This window comes from Pandoraea bronchicola, from assembly GCF_902459805.1.
In the GTDB taxonomy this organism is placed as follows: Bacteria; Pseudomonadota; Gammaproteobacteria; order Burkholderiales; family Burkholderiaceae; genus Pandoraea; species Pandoraea bronchicola.
This window is the reverse complement of sequence record NZ_CABPST010000005.1, coordinates 18361-37525: the sequence shown is the minus strand read 5'-3', so window position 1 is coordinate 37525 and position 19165 is coordinate 18361. Positions and strand designations below refer to the sequence as shown.

Genomic DNA, 19165 nt, shown 5'->3' with positions numbered 1-19165 from the left:
ACCGAGGTATTTATGAAACTCCTGTCCAAGACCCGCAAAACTCCCGTCGCACTCGCCTCGGGAAACGACGCAGCACCCGCTATCAGGCCCATCGCTCACGCTTCACCCGGACAGGCCGAGCCCGTTGGCTCCGGCAAATACGTGGGCCTGTTGACCCTGCTCGTCAAGGAACGCGTGGCCATGATTGAAATGACCGGCGCGGACGAAGAATTCGCACTGGCACGAGCCGTCGCAGTCGAACACGGGATCACCATCGACGCTGCGTTGCGCGAGCGCCTTGCCACCCTGCGCGGTCAGCGCGAGTCCATCTGGTCCGCGCAGCGCGCGTTGCGAGCCAAGCAGGCAGACCAGATGCGCAAGGCCGGACCGGCTGTGACTTCTGCGATTGACGAGCGTCTTCGCCTTGTCGAGGTCGTTCGCAGCCTGAAAGCGCAGATTGCAGGCTACGACGCTGCCCGCCGTGCGTTTGTTCGCAAACTGGTTGACGCGGGCATGAGCGTTGAAGAGGCGTCAAGCGTTGAGCCGAAACCGTCGGCCGACGATCTGGCTGGCTGGCGCAACGAACTATCCGATGCAGAGGCGCGTGATGCCGAACTGGCAGCAAAGCTCGCGGCTGGCGCGGTGGCGTTCCTGACGGAGGCCGCGTAATGGCAGGCCTTCGCATGAGTGCCGCCCAATGGGATGCCTTGCGCCGGGAGTATGCTAACGGCACGTCCGCCAAGGCCCTCGCGAAACGCTACCAGGTTTCACCCTTGACCATTTACTCCCGCGCGAGCGGCGAACGCTGGCGCGATGCGATCAGTCAGCCCGCCGCAAAGGAGGTCAAGTGAACGTGCAGCCATCCCAAACAGCATCAGTCAAGATCCTGTCCTCGAATTGGGACGGAATCAATCCGCACCTGTTGGCAAAGTTCTACCCCGTCAAGCGCGCCGCCAACGGCACCGATTGGTTGCGGAGCTTCGATAAGCGCACCGTCTCTGCGGCCGACAACTTTGTTGTCGATGACGGCTACGAGGTGTGGGCGCCGATCACCGACGGAACCCAGGAAATGTCCCTCAACTGGACAAGTCCATTCGAGGGAGCTGGCGCGGAGTCGAAGGTGCCGAGCATTTCGGCCATGCTGCAATCGGGCACGCTTTCGCCCGACCTGATCGCTATGTTTAGCCGAACGCCTGCTGCGAGTGATGCGACCAAGGTGCTAAGCGACGTAACTGGCCGCACAGGCATCACTAAATTGAACTCAACGCAGATTTTTAGTGGCATGCCCCCCGTCAAGTTCTCTTTCACAGCACATTTTCGCGCGCTGATCGACCCGAACACGGAAGTCCGCCAGCCGGTCACTCAGCTTGAACAGTGGGCCGTTCCGCAGTATCTGGCCAATGATGGCGTGATTGCGGGTGCACTTAAAAATGGTTTGAGGGGCGTTGGGCTCGAAACGATCTATCCATCGGTCACGCCGCAGTTGCTCGCAATGAAATATGGCGATCAGACCATTCTGCCTATCGTCATCGAAAGCGTTTCAAAGCCATTCACAGTGCCACGTTCGACCGACGGCGAAGCGCTCAACGTGGCTGTTCAAATCACCGTCGCGACGCTCACTGCAATCGACCGCCGCGACGTAGCGGGCTCCTACAACCATGGGTAAGAGCTTCGCTGTAATCGACATGGCCGAGCAGTTAGAGCATATCGCCGCCCCGCTTTTTCCGGTCTAGCAGGACACTCATGCATGAGTAAAGAACAGCTCAAAGCCGAATCTCAGCACGACACACTGGTTGAACAAACTCTTAAGCGCTTCGTGCGCGACAAGAGCAAGCCTGAGGAAGTGGAGACTCTGCGCTTCAACTTGATCGTTGCACGTGTCATGTCGGGCATGACGGCCGTGGAAGCTGCCGAGAAGTTCGGCTATTCCAACTCGACGCAACTGAGCTTGATCGAGTCCGGCCAACGCAAGATTCCCTATGATCGCCAGTTTCTCATGACGGCGGCCTGCGTGTACGCCGTGAGCTTGGATTTCCTAGTCGGGCTTTCGCCGCACATGGAGTATGACGCGCGCGTAGCGCGTCAGCATGCCCTCATGCGGGGCACAGAGTCGATATTGGGTGGCATTGCCGCTGAGTTCGCCACCGTGATGATCCAGTTCACGAATCAGACGCAACCCGCTCGCGAGGACTTTGACCGCGTGAGCAACGCCGCTCAGACCGTCGAGCAGGCGCTCGGCATGGCCCGCAAGCACGGGCTCGATAAAATTCGCGGCAGTTCCGCACTCGTTGCCGCTGCGGAGCAACTCGCAAAAGCCGTCGAACCGCTTCGCCAAAAGGTCATGCGTTACCGGTCGATTGATGGCTATTTCGATGAACTGCGGGCAGGACGGATGCAGCCGATTGCATATCTGACAGAGCGTTATACCTCCGATGGGCTGTTCGAAGAAGCGGGGTGACATGACGATTAAGAATAAATGGGCTCTCGGATCACCGATGGATCGGGGAAATACTGCATTGTCACTGTACTGGTCGACACGCGCGTCATTCCCTCGCTGCTCTTAGACAGCGCACACTCAGATTCCGTCATGAAACGCTAGCGCCTGTCGATCCCTTTGCGGTGAACCCTTCATGCCATCGCTTGCTGCCGCCTTACCTCGGACACATAGCCATGGGCGGCCCATTTGGATAGGGATGGGAAAACTGATCCGGGCATGGCAAACTCGCATCAAACCACTACGATGAAAACATGCGCATCGCCAAAGCACTGCTCGCCACCTTAATCGTTTCGCTCGCGACGCCTGCCTTTGCGGATCAGGCCAACATGGACAAGGCAATCAATGCCGCGTTCAAGAGCTATCACGATGGAGGCATAGAGGGTATGTATCAAGATGCGCGCCTATGCACGACAGGCGTTGATTTCGCGAGCCGCACTGAAAGTCCCGCGAAGCGAGCTGAATATTGCGGGGCCTTCGAATATACGGGCTTCCTAATTCTCGACGCCTATGACAAGTTGAAAGATGCGGGTTATTTTCAGGCGGTTGGTGTGCTCCATCGTGTCGGTGTGAACCTTGAGCGCGCGGGCACGATCAACAGCCCGCAGCAGCTTAACGAATACCTCGTATCGCACTTTGGCTACGTGCGAGCGAAGGTGCTCGCGCGACTGCCGGTTCCAAGTACGTCAGCAACGGTATGTGGGCACGACTGTGCTTCGCGTTCGGCAAAACAATAGAGAAAGAAATGGGGCACATAGTGGAAAGCTTCAACTACATCTCCTTCGGTAATTGGGAATATCTGCAGAGAAACGTCGATAGCTTCACCATGTCCCGCGGGCGTATGTTCGAGTACACGCCGTCCGACACAGAGAAGCGGCTGGAAAGCCTTGATTCCACTGCAATCGCCTTTCTCGAAAAATTGCCGACCTTTCTTTGCAGCGAGATCAAGCAAACCGGAAACGTTGTTTCGATGCTAATCAAGTATGGTCGCATTTCCCGCACAACGCCTGAGCCGAGGGAAGTCTCCACCAACTTCGAGACAGTAATCGACTTCGGTGAGGTTGAGTTCGACAACATTGAGGCAGCCAGGGCGGTGTTCGGCGCGGACCGATTTCAGCTCTCCCGCACTCACTGGGCAGTCCGTGAGGGCGAAGCGCGGACGGTGCTGCTCCGGTTGGCCAAAATTAAGCCGGACCTTGCTCCTCGAATTGAGGAGCAAGAGACGTTCACTGCTGACGATGCAGAAATCCAACCTCCGCCACGCGACAAGAAGATCCTTGGCGTCGCCGAAAGTGTCGAGTCCTTCCTCCAACTGCTTTATGGCGCTCCGGGAAAGGTTGCGACTGACACTTTCTTCAGAGGCCACAGTGACGCCCGTTATGAGTTGACGCCATCACTCCTACGCAAATGGGAAAATGGTGACTGGCAGTTCATGCCGAGCGAGGACCGACTCTGCAAAGAATTACTGATTGCGCATCACGACGAGTTCCAAGGCGATCAGTATTGCTTCGACCGCCTCGTGCGCATGCAGCACTATGGCTTGCCCACGAGGCTGCTTGATATCTCTGGCAATCCGCTAGTGGCACTCTTCTTCGCCTGCTCCGGCAGGTCTGATCAATCGAAAATTGATGGTGAGGTCATCGTCTTTCAGGTCTTGTCGGAAGGGGTGAAATACTTTGACTCGGATACCGTCAGTTGCCTTTCGAACCTATCCAACCTGACGTATGCGCAGAAGAATGACATCGATCTTCGCCTCGACCAAGAAGCATTTAATGAAACGGATGTCGCCGGGAAACTGCTCCACCACATTAAGTCGGAAAAGGGCTTTTTCGAGGGGCGAATCATCCCGGACGATCTCGGATCAATCATCTGCGTGAAGGCAAAGCGCACTAATACACGCATCAGATCGCAGTCCGGAGCCTTCCTGCTGTTCGGGCATGGATCGACGCTTCCCGACGCCGGTCAGGATGGGATCGAAATAAGCCGGGTGACGATCCGGAACAAAGAACACATCCTCGAACAGCTCGACCGAATCAACATCAACGCGACAACTGTATATCCCAGCATCGATCAGACCGCTGTTCATCTGAGAGATCAGCGTCGTTCACCACAGCCTGCCAGAACAGGCCCTATTGTTGCGCCCAACGATTCTCCGGAAGCCTGATGGATGACTGTCTATATGTATGCGGTAGGACTGCTGGCCGTTTCTTTCGCGAATATGGTTGGTCTAGGCCGGGATCACGATTCAAGCCTCAGCATTTGCTGCGAGCCTGTTGTGCGTACTTGCGGCGATAGTGTGTCCGTAGTTTTATCAGTGGCAGCGTTTCTACAATTTCTTGATCGTGTCGCAGGCTGTTTTCGCGAGGAGGGCTTGCCTACAACCCGCCGTGCGCGCCGTTAAATATTCGGAGGTACTCGTGAAACTCAGAATTTTGAAATGGGGTAATAGTGCCGCAGTGAGGCTGCCGAGCCGTTTGCTCGCACAGATTCACTCATCCGTGGGTGGATCGCTTACCGTCGAAGTGCGTCCCGATGGAGTCCTACTATCCGCCGCGCGGCGCAAATATTTGTTGGAAGAACTTGTGGCACAGTGTGATCCAAATGTACCGCAGTCGACAGACAGAGCGGTGTGGGGGGAAGTCAGACCCATGGGCCGTGAAGCATGGTAAGACATGCTCGATTCGAGCGCGATGACGTAATGCGTGCACAGCGGGCTTTGCCGGATACGCCAAGAGTTTGTCGATATTGCCGATATCAATATGTGCGCGTCCCAAAGCACTAGATGGCCCCAAGAGCCCTTCACTGGGACCGTCATTTTCGATATTTGTCTAAGAAGATAGTAATTTCGGCTTCGGAGGGATTTTCTTCGTCAAGTGCTTCTTGCATCCCTTTAATTGGCGTTTGGGGGCGAAGATCGAGCTTTGGGAAGGGCCGACCATCGAGGTGTTCGCTGAGAGCTACTGACAGTTCCAGAATATTCGCCCAGCGGTCAAACAGTCCCAGAAGGTCAATTAGCTCCATCGTATCTACTTCGATAGTCGGGGCGTTTGTGGCGCGCTTGCCCTTTGTGTTGTCAGAGATGACCTTTCGCTTGCTTGGCGTGTTCGCGGCGTTGAAGTTTGCTATTTCCTCTTGCAGCAGTAGCAACGCATCGTAGGCAGGCGTTCGGCAAAACGTATTTGACTCGAGATTGAACTCAAGAAACGTAGAGCGTGTCAGTGCCTGAGGGAGCACAACTGGGCGAAACTGACGGCCAAACATTGCCAGTGCAAGCATACTAATTCGGTCCCATTGAGCTACGGTCACTTGGGTAAGCGGCTCAAGACAGGAGTCAAGAGTGATGGGGTGCGAACGATGGAATGCGTCAATAGTTGGTCTGGCGGAATAAGACACACCGGGGCTAAACTTGACCATACATTGGCTCACAAACTGGCGTAGCTCTTGGCGTAGCAGAGTGCGCATTGTCATGTCCTCCAACGGAATGGACGAGAACAGTTGCCCATTTAGCGCATCCACGACATCCCTAAACGTGCTGAATTGATGAATCCAGTTCCCAGATGGCGCAACACCATGCCCGCTGACGGCACGCTTGGTTTCCGCATTCCTGCCAACTTCTGAGATAAATTCACAGATGAACTTAGGGTCATCCATAAATTTACTCTCATGATTTTCAATGGCCTTTTTTGTTTCCTCGTCCAATTTTGACTTTCTACGGCCAATGAACGAGAGAATGCCCCGTTTTCCTATCCGCTCTTTCGCGCCTGTCGCTTTCAGGTGATTGTGTAGCTCACGCCGTGCTTCTTTCGCTTGCCAGACTTCCGAGCGCACGAAGGCAAGGATTTTGAGTTTTCCCGCTTTGTGCAATTCGTAAGCCACCCGATATTCCTTCTGCGTGATGGAAATTCGGTTCGGTTCGTCATACCATCCGCCAACGCGAGAGCCGACGAGCAAAATGAAGTAGTCAGCCAAGCCTACCGCTTCCAGGCAGGCTTCGTAGGAGTGAGTATCCAACGGCTTTTTGAAGTCGTTGAATTCTGATGCGAGCACCGTGAAACCTTGTTCCTCAAGGTAAAACTTCAACGATGAGCGTAGGTCGTGAAAGTCGTAGATGGTAGATGAAATGAAAACGGTAGGGCGTTGCATCTGGTCTTGGGTCTGATTGTTGTTTTCTGAGAGCGCCGTTCGGCCTTGGTGGCGCTCCAAATGATACTAGGCCGCAAAGATGTTGACCGCTAGCGGATAACTTTTTGCGTCTGACGGATGGAGCGAAGTTGATTTTCTGACTGGCCTTTCCTGAGTTGGCGAAACCAGGCGCGGTCCTGTGGTTGCACCACTGGTAGCGAGCTGAATTTCATCGGCGAGAAATGGTTCGAGATGAAGCATTACGGGAGCCCAATGAATGATCGAACGTCAGGAAACGAACTTAAAACAAGCGGCAGCTCTCTTGCACACGCTTAAGACCGATCCGGCCAATGTTGCGGTATTGCTCGACTTGCACCGTCTGTTGATTCGCCGGATTACGGCGGCAGAGCGTGCGACCCTACGCTTGAAGGAAATCGTTGCACGCAGGAAGAAGTCGTTGTCACGCGACCGCCTTCCGAAGGAGCGGGCGAAGGCTGTTAAGGCGTTGATAAATGCTGCGATCGAACGCATCGACGAGCACAAGAACCTTATGTTTCTTTGGAGGTGCTTTGGCGACGGTATCGCGCACATCTATTTTGACAAATACGCGCTGAAACACACTTTTTACAGCGTCGAAGATTATTCTGTTAAGGAGGACGCTGGCTATTTAACCGGCAAGGACGGCTTCCGGTTGGAATGGCGAATGGTCCGGATGGCCATTGCTGGCGGAAAGCCGATCCTATTGTGCGACATCACGCACGTGCTACGTCACGGTGACGTTTGCCTGATGGTGGGCAACGACCCCTTCATGATCGAGGTCAAGTCGAGCAGGAACCGAAACGAAAGGGTGGACCGGCAACGACGCAACTTGCACGCGTTGGGGAAGTTCTTCGCCGAAGACGGTGCCGACGAATTCCGTGGTTCACAAAATGTGCGGCGTGTCGCGCACGGTGGGGCCGAAGTTACCCACACGGCTGCACTGAACGCTGCCATAAGGCGGTCGTACACGGAGGGCACGGTGGTGATCTCACCAGAGCGAGGCCTCTACTATGTCGCATGTTCGGGGGATTTCGATGCAGAGCAGTTGGAATCCGTTCCGGTCAATACGTGCATGGCCTTTTTTCTTAATCAGACCAAGACGGAACGTGCGTGGATGCCGTATTGTCCATTTACCTTATCGATCAATCCCGAGCATGTCCTGAGTTTCATCAAGGGCGAGATTTCCCTCGTTGTTCTCGTTGATCTCAAGGAACTACAAGATCAGTTCTTGGCCCACGGCCTTCACGCCACTGTCATCAACGACGGTACGTGGTTTTTGGGTTTGTCGCGACAGCGAGATGCGCCAGATAGCGAGATGTCTCGTCTCTCTGAGCACCTATTCCTACGAATCCCACTTGAGTTTCAATCTTTATCCTGGTTTGTGAACGAGCAAGCACGTATCGATCGCGAGATCGTGCAAAAGTACCTTCAGCTTGAACCAACGCCTCTCGACACGAATGCTGTGTCTACAGGAGCAATGAGTGGCACGACTCCCTTACGTCCCCAAGATTGAACGCGGCGAAACTGTCGTCGTGCCTTCTCTATTTGGAGACGCGAAGCGGGGCCACGCATCGGGCAGCCCGCAATCAATGCTGCGAGCGGTGTCGATGGAGCAGCTTAAAGGCTGCATTTGAGAATACTAACAGGCAGCTCCCGGCAGCCGCGGGATGCTCCGCGTCGCTTGCTTTTTTTGATGCAACAGACGTTACGAACGTCAACTGTTGAACTCGAATACTCAAAAATTTCAATCGGTTTTTCCGCTTTTTGCTCTCGCGCGGGCGACGGTATCGAGTGCCCTTTGATAGAACGCAGGATCAGGGTCACGCGCTGCTTCTGCTAGGTATGCGGCAATGGTTTCCTCATCTGTCAGGAATTCGGCCGGGTCCCACACTGGCAAATCTCTGATCTTCATGACTTTTCCTTCTCTAATCTTGAATGTGTACGAAGCTCCGACGGTAGCGCCACAGATTTCGCCATGTCCCTCGTTTTCATGGCGTGTAGTGCTTCTTCAAAAGGTTTTCGACGTGTGCTTCTACTGCGGCGTGCACTAGTTTCTGAATCGACTGGCGGCCTGTCATATTCTCGGCAAGCCACGTCAATTTCAGATGCTGTGCTTCGGACCACTTCGTTGAGAAATTGACCATTACCTTGGGGTGCGCGTCCGCCCACGGCGTTTTGCCTTTGTCGGAAGTATTTGACGCCTTATCCCCTTTCAGCTTTTTTGACATTTTGCCCTTTGGAAAAGGTTCGCAGCTTACCCCGAAAGATGAGTGACGCAAAGCATCTATATATGCGTAACTATTTGTTTTTAAAAATATAGTCGCGTCTATGTGTGCATCAATAGATGCTTCTATATTTAACGATGGTTTGATATGCCCGAGTTCCTGCGGCGGCCCTATGCACACCTTTCACACAGAAACGTCAGGATAGGGAAAGGTCGGTCTAGCCGCGATATGATGTGACCTATCTGACACTTTGACGGGAGAGTTTCGTGACAACGCGGCACAACAGGCGGCAACGCAAAAAATTACACCTCGGCGAATTTACGGAACTGGGCTTCAAGGTGTCCGCAGGGCTCGTGTCGACGCTTAACGACGGGGCTCGAGACCAGTTGCTAGATGCTTTCATCGAAGATTGCATCGAGCCATTGGAGCTGAGCTTCGGCGGCGGGCTGGGCGATCATTTCGGCGGATATGTGACATCGGCGATACGAGGTCGCTCAGCACTTGAAGAGCAGCGTGACAAAGTATGCGCTTGGCTCCGCTCTCGGCCCGAGTTCTCTGGCGTCGAAGTTGGGCCGCTTACAGATGCATGGCGAGCGTGAGAGCAGTGATGTTAAACAGATACGCAAAAGGAGAGACCCGGTTTATTGGGTCAGGTGCGGGGAAGCCCCGCGACAGCACCCCATCCTGTTTTCGCCGCGTCGAAAGCGGGTACGACAGGCGGGGCCGCCGAGTTGAATAGTACGTCGTCACGCTGCCGAGATTCCTGCGGGTGGCGTCAGTACAACAAGCGTGCCGGGAGTACGCGTGCCTCGAATTGGTAGCTACATGGGTAGCTGAATGAAAAATTCTCGGACGTATTGTTTCTAGTTTGTTGATTTTAAATGTGATTTTTAATCACATCAGAATGATGTCGTACTGCTCCTGATGGAACGACGATTCCACCTGAAGCGAAATGGGTTTGCCGATGAAGTCGATCAGCATCGCGAGATGTTGCGATTCCTCTTCGAGGAACAGATCGACGACTTCCTGCGAGGCGATCAGGCGGAACTCGCGTGGATTGAACTGGCGCGATTCGCGCAGAATTTCGCGCAGGATGTCGTAGCACAGCGTGCGCGGCGTCTTGACCTGTCCCTTGCCCTGGCACACGGCGCAGGGCTCGCACAGGACATGCGCGAGCGACTCGCGCGTGCGCTTGCGGGTCATCTCGACCAGCCCGAGCTGCGAGAAGCCGTTGACGGTAATGCGCGTGCGGTCGCGGGCCAGCGCTTTCTTCAACTCGGCAAGCACCGAGTCGCGATGCTCGGCGCTTTCCATGTCGATGAAGTCGATGATGATGATCCCGCCCAGATTACGCAGCCGCAACTGGCGCGCGATCATCAGCGCCGCTTCGAGGTTTGTCTTGAAGATCGTGTCGTCGAAGTTGCGCGCACCGACGTAGCCGCCGGTGTTCACGTCGATGGTCGTCATCGCTTCGGTCTGATCGATCATCAGGTACCCGCCGGACTTCAGATCGACGCGACGCGACAGCGCCCGCTCGATTTCCGTCTCCACGTTATACAGATCGAACAGCGGACGCTCGCCGGTGTAATGCGTGAGCTTGCCGAGCACTGCCGGCGTATACGTTGCGGCGAATTCAGCCAGCTTCTGGAAAGTCTCGCGCGAGTCGACGAGAATCTTGCCGGTCTCCTCGTGCACGAAGTCGCGCAATACGCGTTGGGCGAGATTCAGATCCTGATACAGCAGCGCCGGGGCGGGCAGGCGCGTGCTTTGTTCGCCGATGGTCTGCCACGACTTGCGCAGATACGCGATGTCGTTCGCCAACTCGGCGTCGGCCGCGTCTTCCGCAATGGTGCGCACGATGAAGCCGCCTTTCTCGTCGGCAGGCACGAGCGCCTGGATCTTGCTGCGCAACGCCTCACGTTCCGCTTCACTCTCGATACGCTGCGAGATGCCGATATGCGGCTCTTGCGGCAAGTACACCAGCGTGCGCCCGGCAATGCTGATCTGCGTCGACAGACGCGCGCCTTTGGTGCCGATCGGGTCCTTGATGACCTGCACCATCAGCGTCTGTCCTTCGAAAACGGTCTTTTCGATGGGGGGCTGCGGGTGCGGCGTGGACGTGTCGTTGTTCGTGCGCGGATGCCAGATATCGGCCACGTGCAGGAACGCCGCGCGCTCCAGCCCGATGTCGATGAAGGCCGATTGCATGCCCGGGAGCACGCGCACGACCTTGCCGAGATAGATGTTGCCCACCAGGCCGCGCGAGAGCGTGCGCTCGATGTGCAGTTCCTGCACCGCACCGAGCTGCATGAGCGCTACACGGGTTTCCTGTGGCGTAATGTTGACCAGAATGTCTTCGTTCATAAGGTGTCGACCAGACTCGAAATGCTTGGCAAATTCGGTACGCGTCAGAAGTCGACGCCCGCCTGACGCAAAAGCGCGGCGGTCTCGCACAGCGGCAGCCCCATGATGCCCGAGTAGCTGCCGTCGATGCGCATGACAAACTCGGCGGCCTTGCCCTGAATACCGTAAGCGCCAGCCTTGCCTCTCGGTTCTCCCGAAGCGACGTAGCGCTCGATGTCTTCGCGGCGTAGCGGCCGGAACCAGACGTGCGAAATGTTGACCGCTTGATGCACCTGTCCATCCGCGCACACGGCGACGGCCGTGAGCACGCGATGCCGGGTGCCTGACAGGCGGGCGAGAACGGCGCACGCGTCAGCGTCGTCGAAGGGCTTGCCGAGGATGGTGCCGTCCAGACAGACCGTCGTGTCGGCGGCCAGAATGGGGGCGCCGGGCAGACCGGCGCGAGCCAGACGCGTGAGCGCCGCTTCTGCCTTGGCGCGTGTGACGCGCTGCACGTAATCGTCGGGCGGTTCTCCAGGCAGCACGGCTTCGAGCGCTTCGGCGTCTTCGTCGGCCCCGGGCAACAGCAGTTCGAAACGAACACCGAGCTGTTGCAACAATTCCTGACGGCGGGGGCTTTGCGAAGCAAGATAGATGTACGGCATGGCGGCTTGGCTTGAATTCGTCCAGCCCGGCGCACGGCTTTGCATGGATTTGCAGCGCGTGTACCGGGCCGCTGGATGGGCTGGGCGAGGGAACGCCCTATTATGCCGCCTTGCGCCCATGCCCGCCAGCACAGGTGGGGGCAAGGGGCAAACCGGGGAAGTACAGGGTCCGCACAGGGTTCGAGGCGTTCCCCGGCGCGGGGCTCAGGCGTCGGCGAGGAAGTCGGCGCCGATCAGGTCGATACGATCGGTGCAGATGGCGTCCACGCCCCATGCGGCCAGCTCGCGCGCACGGGCCGGCTCGTTGACCGTGTAGACGAGCATCTGCAGGCCGGCCGCCTTGATCTCGGAGACCTGCGGGCCGTCGAGGTGCTTGTGGTTCGCGTGCAGCGAGACGGTGCCGAGCTTGCGGGCATCGTCGCGCCAATGCGCCGGCACGGCTTCGTACAGCATGCCGCGCGGCAGTTCGGGCGCGGCGGCGGCGGCCGCTTCGAGGGCTTCGTACGAGAACGACGAGAGCAACGGCGGCTGAGGATGTCCGGCCCATAGCGTCCGGACGGCCTCCGCGACGCGCTTGCCTGTTTCGACCTCGCGGCCCGGACAGGGCTTGATCTCGACGTTCGCGGCCAGCCCCAGCGCCAGGCAGCGCTCGGCCACCTGGGCGAGGGTCGGCATCGCCTGACCGGCGAAACGCTCGTCGAACCAACTTCCGGCGTCGAGCTTGGCGATCTCGTCGTAAGTCATCTGCGCTGCCGCGCCATGGCCGTTACTTGTGCGATCGACGGTGTCGTCATGCAGCAGGAAGACGACGTTATCGGCCGAGAGCTTGGCATCGAACTCGACCATGCGCAGGCCGAGCGAGGCGCCCATCTCGAAGGCGGCCAGTGTGTTCTCCGGCGCCAGCTTGCCCCCACCGCGATGCGAGACGACACGCGGATAGGGCCAGTGGCGCCACAGATGGGCAGTTGTGGGCGTATCGCTCATGCTTCGACTCGCTTGCCGGACGCCGGATCGAACAGGTGCAACGACTTGGCCGAGATGGCCAGCGGCACCACCGTGCCCGCTGCCGGACGCATCTCGTGGGGCAGACGCACCGTGACGGGCTGCTCGCCCCAGCGGCCATGCACCAGATTGTCGGCACCCAGCAGTTCGAGCTGATCGACGAGAATGCTGGTCTGCGCCGCGAACGCGCCCAGGCCGCTCTGCTGTTCGACGGGCACCAGATGTTCGGGACGCACGCCAAGCACGAGTTCGCGATTGGCATGCGCCATGCTCGTGGGCGGCAGACGCAACGCCGGGCCACCGCCGTCCACCTCGAACGTACGGCCTTCCGGGTCGACCCGGCCCTTGAGCAGGTTCATCGCGGGCGAACCCATGAAGCTCGCGACGAAGAGCGACGCGGGGCGCTCGTACACGTCGGTCGGCGTACCGATCTGCTCGGCGTAGCCCTTGTTCATGACGACCACGCGATCGGCCAGTGTCATGGCCTCGACCTGATCGTGCGTGACATACAGGCTCGTCGTCTTCAGACGGGCATGCAGGCGCTGAATTTCCAGACGCATCTGCACGCGCAGCTTGGCGTCGAGGTTCGACAGCGGTTCGTCGAACAGGAACACCGCCGGCTCACGCACGATGGCACGGCCCATGGCCACGCGCTGACGCTGACCGCCCGAGAGCTCGCGCGGCTTGCGTGCGAGCAGCGGCTCAAGTTCCAGAATGCGCGCGGCGGCGAGCACGCGCTCGTCGATGGTCTTCTTGTCGAGGCCCCGGATCTTCAGTCCATACGACATGTTCTGGCGCACGTCCATATGCGGATAGAGCGCGTAGTTCTGGAACACCATCGCGATGTTGCGGTCCTTGGGCTCCAGTTGATTGACGACCTGCGAGCCGATCAGGATGCTGCCTTCGCTCACCGACTCGAGGCCGGCGACCATGCGAAGCAGTGTCGACTTGCCGCAGCCCGACGGGCCGACAATGACCACGAACTCGCCATCCTGGATGTCGATGTCGACACCGTGCAGGATGTAGTTGGTCCGGTCGTAGGTTTTCTTGACGCTATGGAGTTTGAGATTTGCCATGATTACTTTTCCGAATCCACCAGACCGCGCACGAACCAGCGCTGCATGAGCAGGACCACCGCGAGCGGCGGCAGCATGGCGAGCAGCGTGGCACTCATGACGAGTTGCCATTGGGTGGCGGTATCACCACTGCCGATCATGCTCTTGATGCCCACCACGGCCGTCGTCATCGACGGGGCGTTGGTCACCAGAATCGGCCACAGGTACTGATTCCAGCCATAGATGAAGGTGATGACGAACAGCGCGGCGATGTTCGTCTTCGACAGCGGCAGCACCACGTCGAAGAAGAATCGCATCGGGCCGGCGCCGTCGATGCGCGCGGCTTCGACGAGTTCGTCGGGCAGCGTCATGAAGAACTGCCGGAACAGGAACGTGGCCGTGGCCGATGCGATGAGCGGCACCGTCAGACCCACGTAGCTGTTGATGAGCCCGAGGTTTGAGATCACCTGCACCGTCGGGAAAATCCGCACTTCCACCGGCAGCATCAACGTGACGAAGATCAGCCAGAAGAACAGATTGCGCAACGGGAAGCGGAAGTACACGATGGCGAAGGCCGACAGAATCGACACCGAGATCTTGCCGATGGTGATGACCAGCGCCATGAACAGGCTGTTGCCGAGCATCAGCCCGAAGGGCATGGCCGTATCGCCCGTGCCCTGACCCCACACCGTGGCGAGGTTCTGGAACAGGTGCGTGCTCGGGATGAGCGACAGGGGAACGGAGAAGATTTCCTGCTCGTTCATGGTGGCGGCGACGAACGCCACATAGAGCGGGAAGACCACCAGCAACACGCCGATTATCAGCATGACGTGGCAGAAGATATCCAGGCCGCGACGGTTCTCGATCATGCGTATTGCACCTTGCGTTCGATGAATCGGAACTGCACGACCGTGAGCACGATGACGATTGCCATCAGCACCACCGACTGGGCAGCCGAACTGCCGAGGTCGAGCCCCTTGAAGCCTTCCGAGTAGATCTTGTAGATCAGCGTCATGGTCGACTGGCCCGGACCGCCGCCGGTCGCGGCATCGATCACCGGGAACGTATCGAAGAACGAGTACACGAGGTTGACCACCAGCAGGAAGAACGTCGTCGGCGAAATCAGCGGCAACACCAGCCCGAAGAAGCGCCGGACCGGTCCTGCGCCGTCAATCGCCGCGGCTTCCACGAGCGAGCGGGGAATGGCCTGCAGCCCGGCGTAGAAGAACAGGAAGTTGTAGCTGATCTGCTTCCAGATCGAGGCGAGCACGACGAGGAACATGGCCTGGCCGCCGTTGAGCGCGTGATTCCACTGGATGCCGACCTTCGCCAGCCCGTAGGTGACGAGACCGATACTCGGATTGAAGAGGAATGCCCACAACACGGCCGCAATGGCAGGCGCCACTGCATAGGGCCAGATGAGCAGCGTCTGGTACGCGCGCTTCGCACGTGTGACGCGATCGGCCATCGCGGCGAGCAGCAGCGAGATGACCAGCCCGCAGACCGTCACCAGCCCGCTGAAGATCATCGTGGTGCGAAACGATGCGAGATAGAGCGGGTCGCTCCACAACGCAGTGAAGTTGTCGAGTCCGACGAACTCGCTGGACAGCCCGAAGGCGTCTTGCGCCGAAGTCGATTGCCACAGGGCCTCGCCTGCGGGCCATAGGAAGAACACGACGGTGATGAAGAGCTGCGGCGCGACGAGCGCGTAGGGCAGCCAGCCAGTTCCGAAGCGGGGGCGTTCTCTGGAGTTGTGCGCCATAACGTAGTGACCAAAAAAAAACCAACCCGGCCCGCGTTGACGGCGGGCCGGGTGGTGTCATTGTAACGTCACGATTCGCACGGCGAACGCGGGCGGCTTGCCTGCATTGCGTGCGTCATCGCACGTTGGGGGCGTCTTAGCTGCCTTGCTTCTGGAAGCGGCGCAACAGATCGTCGCCCCGCGATACGGCCTTGTCCAGTGCCGCTTTGGGCGTTTGCTTGCCGCTCCACACGCCTTCCAGTTCCTCGTCGATCACCGTGCGGATCTGCGGCATGTTGCCCAGACGCAGGCCACGCGTGAACGGCAGCGGCGGCTTGTTGAGCATCTGTTTGATGGCCATGTCGGCGCCCGGATGCTTCGCGTAGAAGCCTTGCTTCTCGGTCAGTTCGTAGGCGGCCTTCGTGACCGGCAGGTAGCCGGTGTCCTGGTGCCACTTGGCGGCCACGGCCGGCGACGCGAGGTAGTTCAGGAACTTGGCCACGCCCTTGTACTCGGCCGACGACTTGCCGGCGAGCACCCACAGGCTGGCACCGCCGATGATGGCGTTCTGCGGCGCGCCCTTCACGTCGGCATCGTAGGGCATCATGCCTACGCCGTAGCTGAACTTGGCGTATTTGGCGATGTTGGCGAGTGCGCCCGAGGTGGTCATGGCGATACCGCAGTCGCCGCTGTAGAACTTCGAGGTCACTTCATCCTTGCGGCCCACGTACGTGAACGTGCCGTCCTTGGCCATGTCGGCCAGGAACTGGATGTGCTTGATCTGCTGCGGGCCGTTGAAGGTCAGCTTGGCGTCAAGACCGTCGAAGCCGTTGTTCTTCGTGGCGAACGGCAGGGCGTGCCAGGCGCTGTAGTTCTCGAGCTGCGTCCAGCTTTGCCAGCCCATGGTGAAGCCGCACGACAGGCCGGCGGCCTTGAGTTTCTGGGCGTCGGACTTCACGTCGGCCCAGGTCTTCGGCGGGGTGTTCGGATCGAGGCCTGCCTTCTTGAAGGCATCCTTGTTGTAGTACAGCACCGGGGTCGAGCTGTTGAACGGCATCGACACGAGGTGATTGGTCTTGCTGTCGGCGTAGTAGCTTGCCACGGTCGGCACGAAGGCCGACTCGTCGAACGGCTCGCCCGCGTCCTTCATGACTTGCCACACCGGCTTCACAGCCTTCTGGGCCTGCATCATCGTGGCCGTACCCACTTCGTACACCTGGAGAATCGCCGGCGCGTTGCCAGCGCGGAAGGCGGCGATACCGGCCGCCAGACCCTGCTCGTAGTTGCCCTTGTAGATCGGGACGATCTTGTAGTCGCTTTGCGAAGCGTTGAAATCGTTAGCGATCTGGTTGACACGCTCGCCGAGGGCCGATTCCATCGAATGCCAGAATTGGATCTCGGTGGCGGCCAGGGCCGACGTGCTCATGCCGAGCGCCATTGCAGCGCTAACGCCGGCCAGGGCGATACTGCGCAGGGAAGGTTGCTTCATGCCAATCTCCGGTGGTTCACGAGAAGTCTAGTTGTTCGCGGTGCGAACCGTGTAGCGGCGGGTAGACTATCACGTCGCCATGATTTTTCCACCCGCAGCGCACAATGCGTGTTGCACGGGGGCCTCTGGGGGGATTGACAGCTTTCGGAACGGACCACCCGGCAAGGCGCTGCGCGCCACTTGCCGCCGGATGCAACGGCGCATTGCGCTGCACAAAATGGTGTGACTTATGTCTGACTTATTTTCTCGTCAGGAGCGCTCGGACAGGCTCAGATGCGCTCAGACACGGTGATAGGGGTGATTGGCGTTGATGCTCCACGCGCGGTAGAGCTGCTCGGCGAGCAGCACACGTACCATGCCGTGGGGCATCGTGAGGCTGGATAGCCGGATGAGGGTGTCGGCGCGGGCCTTGAGGGCCGGGTCCAGCCCGTCGGCGCCGCCGATCACGAAGGCCACATCGCGCCCGTCCTGCTGCCATCCGGTGAGCGACTGGGCCAGGCGCATCGTGGTGAGGTCTTGCCCGCGCTCATCGAGGCACACCAGGCGGCAGCCACGCGGCAGGGCCGCGTCGATACGCTGCGCCTCGGCGGCCATCACCGTCTCGGCCGTGCGGGAGTTGGAGCGTTGCTCCGGTTTGATTTCCTTGAGTTCGATGCGCAGCTCGGGCGGCATGCGCTTGGCGTACTCGGCGAAGGCGGTCTCGATCCAGCCGGGCATCTTGTGCCCGACCGCGAGAATGAACAGACGCATGACGGCAGAATCCTGCGCTGCGCCTTACTTCGCCTTGCGGCGTGCGGGCGCCGGGGACTCGAGCGTGTCGTCCTCGTCCTCTTCGTCGTCTTGCGCGCTGGCCTTGGCACCGGCCTTGGTGCCGGCGGCCTTCAGGCGTACCGGCTTCTCACCCCAGATCTCTTCGAGGTTGTAGTACTGGCGCAGGGCCGGTTGCATGATGTGCACGATGGCATCACCCGTGTCGACCAGCACCCATTCGCCCACATCTTCGCCTTCCATGCTGACGATGTCGCCGCCGGCTTCCTTGACCTTGTCGCGCACGCTCGCGGCGAGCGCCTTGGTCTGGCGGTTGGACGTCCCGCTTGCGATGACCACACGGTCAAACAGGGCGGTGAGGTGCGAGGTGTTGAACACCTTGATGTCTTGGGCCTTGACGTCTTCGAGGGCGTCGACGATCAGGCGCTGCAGTTTACGAATATCCATAGTGCGTCTTTTTGGTGAAACAGGGAGTGCGAGGTAGCGGCCCGCAAGGGGACCGTCAAGCGCGATACAGGTGTTGCGCGCGGATGTACTGCCACACGGGTTCGGGCAGGTTCGCCGGGGGCGTGGCCGCGTCTCGCGCGTGCGCCAGAGTGGCGCGCAACTCGGTGGCGGATATGTCGACGGCGAGTGAGTCGTCGATCAGGATGCCGCCGCATGGCGTGGATTGTACCCCGAGCGCGGACTTTTCCCGTTCGGCGAAGACTTCACGCAGTTGCGGCGAGGCCGTGTCGCGGTTGAAACCGGGTCGCGCTGCCGCGCAGACATGCGCGTAATCGAACAACTCACGCCAGGCGTGCCACGTGTCGAGACGCACCAGTTGATCTGAGCCGATGAGCAGCGACAGCGACGCCTGCGCACCGATGTCGCGGCGAATCTCGCGCAGGGTGTCGACGGTGTAGCTCGGCCCCGCCCGCTCGATCTCGCGCGTGCTCACGATCAGTTGCGTGGAGGGTTGCGTGCGGGCCAGTTCGGCGGCGAGCAGTTCTGCAGCCAGACGCGTCATCGCCAGCCGGTGCCCGGGCGGGGTGCTGCCGTGCTTCTGCGGCTGCTGGCCCGCCGGCATCAGGATCAGCTCATCGAGGGCGAGGGTGCGGGCGAAAAGCGCGCCCAGCGCGAGATGGCCGGTGTGAATCGGATCGAATGTCCCGCCCAGCACGCCAATGCGACGGATCGAACCGTCGGGTGACGTACGGGGCGCGTGCGGTGCCGCAGAAGAAGAGAGGGTCATGCGTGGCTG

The 19165-nt window shown here is 59.1% G+C and carries 22 protein-coding genes; 9 read left to right on the top strand and 13 right to left on the bottom strand.

What is annotated here, in order from left to right:
- Positions 1 to 12: 12 nt before the first annotated feature.
- The 7 genes from PBR20603_RS11760 (at position 13) to PBR20603_RS24320 (ending at position 5142) form a co-directional block, all read left to right on the top strand.
- Positions 13 to 648: a hypothetical protein gene (locus tag PBR20603_RS11760; protein WP_150559717.1), complete on the top strand. Its 636-nt coding sequence runs from the start codon at positions 13 to 15 to the stop codon at positions 646 to 648.
- A gap of 14 nt (positions 649 to 662) precedes the next feature.
- Positions 663 to 830, top strand: a complete 168-nt coding sequence (locus PBR20603_RS24125; RefSeq protein ID WP_174977895.1) for a helix-turn-helix domain-containing protein — start codon at positions 663 to 665, stop codon at positions 828 to 830.
- Entirely contained in the window at positions 827 to 1645 is an 819-nt protein-coding gene (locus PBR20603_RS11755; RefSeq protein ID WP_150559716.1) for a hypothetical protein, read from the top strand. Before PBR20603_RS24125 ends, PBR20603_RS11755 begins: the two co-directional genes overlap by 4 nt.
- 81 nt (positions 1646 to 1726) lie before the next feature.
- Positions 1727 to 2437, top strand: a complete 711-nt coding sequence (locus tag PBR20603_RS11750) for a helix-turn-helix domain-containing protein (protein WP_150559715.1) — start codon at positions 1727 to 1729, stop codon at positions 2435 to 2437.
- 290 nt (positions 2438 to 2727) lie between these two features.
- On the top strand, positions 2728 to 3210 hold the full coding sequence (locus PBR20603_RS11745; RefSeq protein ID WP_150559714.1) for a hypothetical protein: 483 nt from the start codon (positions 2728 to 2730) through the stop codon (positions 3208 to 3210).
- A 20-nt stretch (positions 3211 to 3230) separates the two neighbouring features.
- Complete coding sequence (locus PBR20603_RS11740; protein ID WP_217425960.1) at positions 3231 to 4637, top strand: FRG domain-containing protein; 1407 nt, start codon at positions 3231 to 3233, stop codon at positions 4635 to 4637.
- A 253-nt stretch (positions 4638 to 4890) separates the two neighbouring features.
- Entirely contained in the window at positions 4891 to 5142 is a 252-nt protein-coding gene (locus tag PBR20603_RS24320; RefSeq protein WP_150559713.1) for an AbrB/MazE/SpoVT family DNA-binding domain-containing protein, read from the top strand.
- Between the two features lie 142 nt (positions 5143 to 5284).
- On the opposite strand, the gene PBR20603_RS11730 is transcribed toward PBR20603_RS24320, so the two are convergent.
- Positions 5285 to 6616: a DUF4062 domain-containing protein gene (locus tag PBR20603_RS11730; RefSeq protein WP_150559712.1), complete on the bottom strand. Its 1332-nt coding sequence runs from the start codon at positions 6614 to 6616 to the stop codon at positions 5285 to 5287.
- Positions 6617 to 6872: 256 nt separating this feature from the next.
- Here PBR20603_RS11730 and PBR20603_RS11725 point away from each other — a divergent pair, with 256 nt between their 5' ends.
- Positions 6873 to 8147 (top strand): hypothetical protein, encoded by a 1275-nt coding sequence (locus tag PBR20603_RS11725; protein ID WP_150559711.1) that lies wholly within the window; start codon positions 6873 to 6875, stop codon positions 8145 to 8147.
- Between the two features lie 231 nt (positions 8148 to 8378).
- Here the strand turns inward: PBR20603_RS11725 and PBR20603_RS24120 are convergent, their stop codons facing one another.
- Positions 8379 to 8546: a helix-turn-helix domain-containing transcriptional regulator gene (locus PBR20603_RS24120; RefSeq protein WP_174977894.1), complete on the bottom strand. Its 168-nt coding sequence runs from the start codon at positions 8544 to 8546 to the stop codon at positions 8379 to 8381.
- 76 nt (positions 8547 to 8622) lie between these two features.
- On the bottom strand, positions 8623 to 8862 hold the full coding sequence (locus PBR20603_RS11720) for a hypothetical protein (RefSeq protein WP_150559710.1): 240 nt from the start codon (positions 8860 to 8862) through the stop codon (positions 8623 to 8625).
- A gap of 263 nt (positions 8863 to 9125) precedes the next feature.
- On the opposite strand from PBR20603_RS11720, the gene PBR20603_RS11715 reads away from it, so the two are divergent.
- On the top strand, positions 9126 to 9458 hold the full coding sequence (locus tag PBR20603_RS11715; protein ID WP_150559709.1) for a YggL 50S ribosome-binding family protein: 333 nt from the start codon (positions 9126 to 9128) through the stop codon (positions 9456 to 9458).
- A 295-nt stretch (positions 9459 to 9753) separates the two neighbouring features.
- Here the strand turns inward: PBR20603_RS11715 and rng are convergent, their stop codons facing one another.
- The 10 genes from rng to PBR20603_RS11665 all read right to left on the bottom strand — a co-directional run bounded on the left by rng (position 9754) and on the right by PBR20603_RS11665 (position 19156).
- Positions 9754 to 11223 (bottom strand): ribonuclease G, encoded by a 1470-nt coding sequence (gene rng, locus PBR20603_RS11710; RefSeq protein ID WP_150559708.1) that lies wholly within the window; start codon positions 11221 to 11223, stop codon positions 9754 to 9756.
- Between the two features lie 44 nt (positions 11224 to 11267).
- On the bottom strand, positions 11268 to 11912 hold the full coding sequence (locus PBR20603_RS11705; protein WP_246174579.1) for a Maf family protein: 645 nt from the start codon (positions 11910 to 11912) through the stop codon (positions 11268 to 11270).
- Between the two features lie 159 nt (positions 11913 to 12071).
- Positions 12072 to 12851 carry a glycerophosphodiester phosphodiesterase gene (gene ugpQ, locus PBR20603_RS11700; protein WP_150559707.1) on the bottom strand — a complete coding sequence of 260 codons (780 nt, stop codon included), beginning with the start codon at positions 12849 to 12851 and terminating at the stop codon, positions 12072 to 12074.
- Complete coding sequence (locus PBR20603_RS11695) at positions 12848 to 13945, bottom strand: sn-glycerol-3-phosphate import ATP-binding protein UgpC (RefSeq protein WP_150559706.1); 1098 nt, start codon at positions 13943 to 13945, stop codon at positions 12848 to 12850. Before PBR20603_RS11695 ends, ugpQ begins: the two co-directional genes overlap by 4 nt.
- A gap of 2 nt (positions 13946 to 13947) precedes the next feature.
- Complete coding sequence (ugpE, locus tag PBR20603_RS11690; protein WP_150559705.1) at positions 13948 to 14793, bottom strand: sn-glycerol-3-phosphate ABC transporter permease UgpE; 846 nt, start codon at positions 14791 to 14793, stop codon at positions 13948 to 13950.
- Positions 14790 to 15686 (bottom strand): sn-glycerol-3-phosphate ABC transporter permease UgpA, encoded by an 897-nt coding sequence (gene ugpA / locus PBR20603_RS11685; RefSeq protein ID WP_150559704.1) that lies wholly within the window; start codon positions 15684 to 15686, stop codon positions 14790 to 14792. The genes ugpE and ugpA overlap by 4 nt, the downstream gene beginning before the upstream one ends.
- 136 nt (positions 15687 to 15822) lie before the next feature.
- Complete coding sequence (gene ugpB / locus PBR20603_RS11680) at positions 15823 to 17154, bottom strand: sn-glycerol-3-phosphate ABC transporter substrate-binding protein UgpB (protein WP_150559703.1); 1332 nt, start codon at positions 17152 to 17154, stop codon at positions 15823 to 15825.
- A 279-nt stretch (positions 17155 to 17433) separates the two neighbouring features.
- Entirely contained in the window at positions 17434 to 17904 is a 471-nt protein-coding gene (rlmH, locus tag PBR20603_RS11675; RefSeq protein WP_017232866.1) for a 23S rRNA (pseudouridine(1915)-N(3))-methyltransferase RlmH, read from the bottom strand.
- Between the two features lie 24 nt (positions 17905 to 17928).
- Complete coding sequence (gene rsfS, locus PBR20603_RS11670) at positions 17929 to 18369, bottom strand: ribosome silencing factor (protein ID WP_010807010.1); 441 nt, start codon at positions 18367 to 18369, stop codon at positions 17929 to 17931.
- A gap of 55 nt (positions 18370 to 18424) precedes the next feature.
- Positions 18425 to 19156 (bottom strand): nicotinate-nucleotide adenylyltransferase, encoded by a 732-nt coding sequence (locus tag PBR20603_RS11665; RefSeq protein ID WP_150559702.1) that lies wholly within the window; start codon positions 19154 to 19156, stop codon positions 18425 to 18427.
- Positions 19157 to 19165 lie beyond the last annotated feature (9 nt).

What these genes read in the sequence shown, in the direction of transcription:
- PBR20603_RS24125 (WP_174977895.1), top strand. Translation starts at nt 663, where the DNA reads ATGAGTGCCGCCCAATGGGATGCCTTGCGCCGGGAGTATGCTAACGGC.
- PBR20603_RS11725 (WP_150559711.1), top strand. Translation starts at nt 6,873, where the DNA reads ATGATCGAACGTCAGGAAACGAACTTAAAACAAGCGGCAGCTCTCTTG.
- rng (WP_150559708.1), bottom strand. Translation starts at nt 11,223, where the DNA reads ATGAACGAAGACATTCTGGTCAACATTACGCCACAGGAAACCCGTGTA.
- PBR20603_RS11730 (WP_150559712.1), bottom strand. Translation starts at nt 6,616, where the DNA reads ATGCAACGCCCTACCGTTTTCATTTCATCTACCATCTACGACTTTCAC.
- rsfS (WP_010807010.1), bottom strand. Translation starts at nt 18,369, where the DNA reads ATGGATATTCGTAAACTGCAGCGCCTGATCGTCGACGCCCTCGAAGAC.
- ugpE (WP_150559705.1), bottom strand. Translation starts at nt 14,793, where the DNA reads ATGATCGAGAACCGTCGCGGCCTGGATATCTTCTGCCACGTCATGCTG.
- ugpA (WP_150559704.1), bottom strand. Translation starts at nt 15,686, where the DNA reads ATGGCGCACAACTCCAGAGAACGCCCCCGCTTCGGAACTGGCTGGCTG.
- ugpB (WP_150559703.1), bottom strand. Translation starts at nt 17,154, where the DNA reads ATGAAGCAACCTTCCCTGCGCAGTATCGCCCTGGCCGGCGTTAGCGCT.
- PBR20603_RS11745 (WP_150559714.1), top strand. Translation starts at nt 2,728, where the DNA reads ATGCGCATCGCCAAAGCACTGCTCGCCACCTTAATCGTTTCGCTCGCG.
- PBR20603_RS11720 (WP_150559710.1), bottom strand. Translation starts at nt 8,862, where the DNA reads ATGTCAAAAAAGCTGAAAGGGGATAAGGCGTCAAATACTTCCGACAAA.
- PBR20603_RS11665 (WP_150559702.1), bottom strand. Translation starts at nt 19,156, where the DNA reads ATGACCCTCTCTTCTTCTGCGGCACCGCACGCGCCCCGTACGTCACCC.
- PBR20603_RS24120 (WP_174977894.1), bottom strand. Translation starts at nt 8,546, where the DNA reads ATGAAGATCAGAGATTTGCCAGTGTGGGACCCGGCCGAATTCCTGACA.
- rlmH (WP_017232866.1), bottom strand. Translation starts at nt 17,904, where the DNA reads ATGCGTCTGTTCATTCTCGCGGTCGGGCACAAGATGCCCGGCTGGATC.
- PBR20603_RS11705 (WP_246174579.1), bottom strand. Translation starts at nt 11,912, where the DNA reads ATGCAAAGCCGTGCGCCGGGCTGGACGAATTCAAGCCAAGCCGCCATG.
- PBR20603_RS11750 (WP_150559715.1), top strand. Translation starts at nt 1,727, where the DNA reads ATGAGTAAAGAACAGCTCAAAGCCGAATCTCAGCACGACACACTGGTT.
- PBR20603_RS11695 (WP_150559706.1), bottom strand. Translation starts at nt 13,945, where the DNA reads ATGGCAAATCTCAAACTCCATAGCGTCAAGAAAACCTACGACCGGACC.
- PBR20603_RS11760 (WP_150559717.1), top strand. Translation starts at nt 13, where the DNA reads ATGAAACTCCTGTCCAAGACCCGCAAAACTCCCGTCGCACTCGCCTCG.
- ugpQ (WP_150559707.1), bottom strand. Translation starts at nt 12,851, where the DNA reads ATGAGCGATACGCCCACAACTGCCCATCTGTGGCGCCACTGGCCCTAT.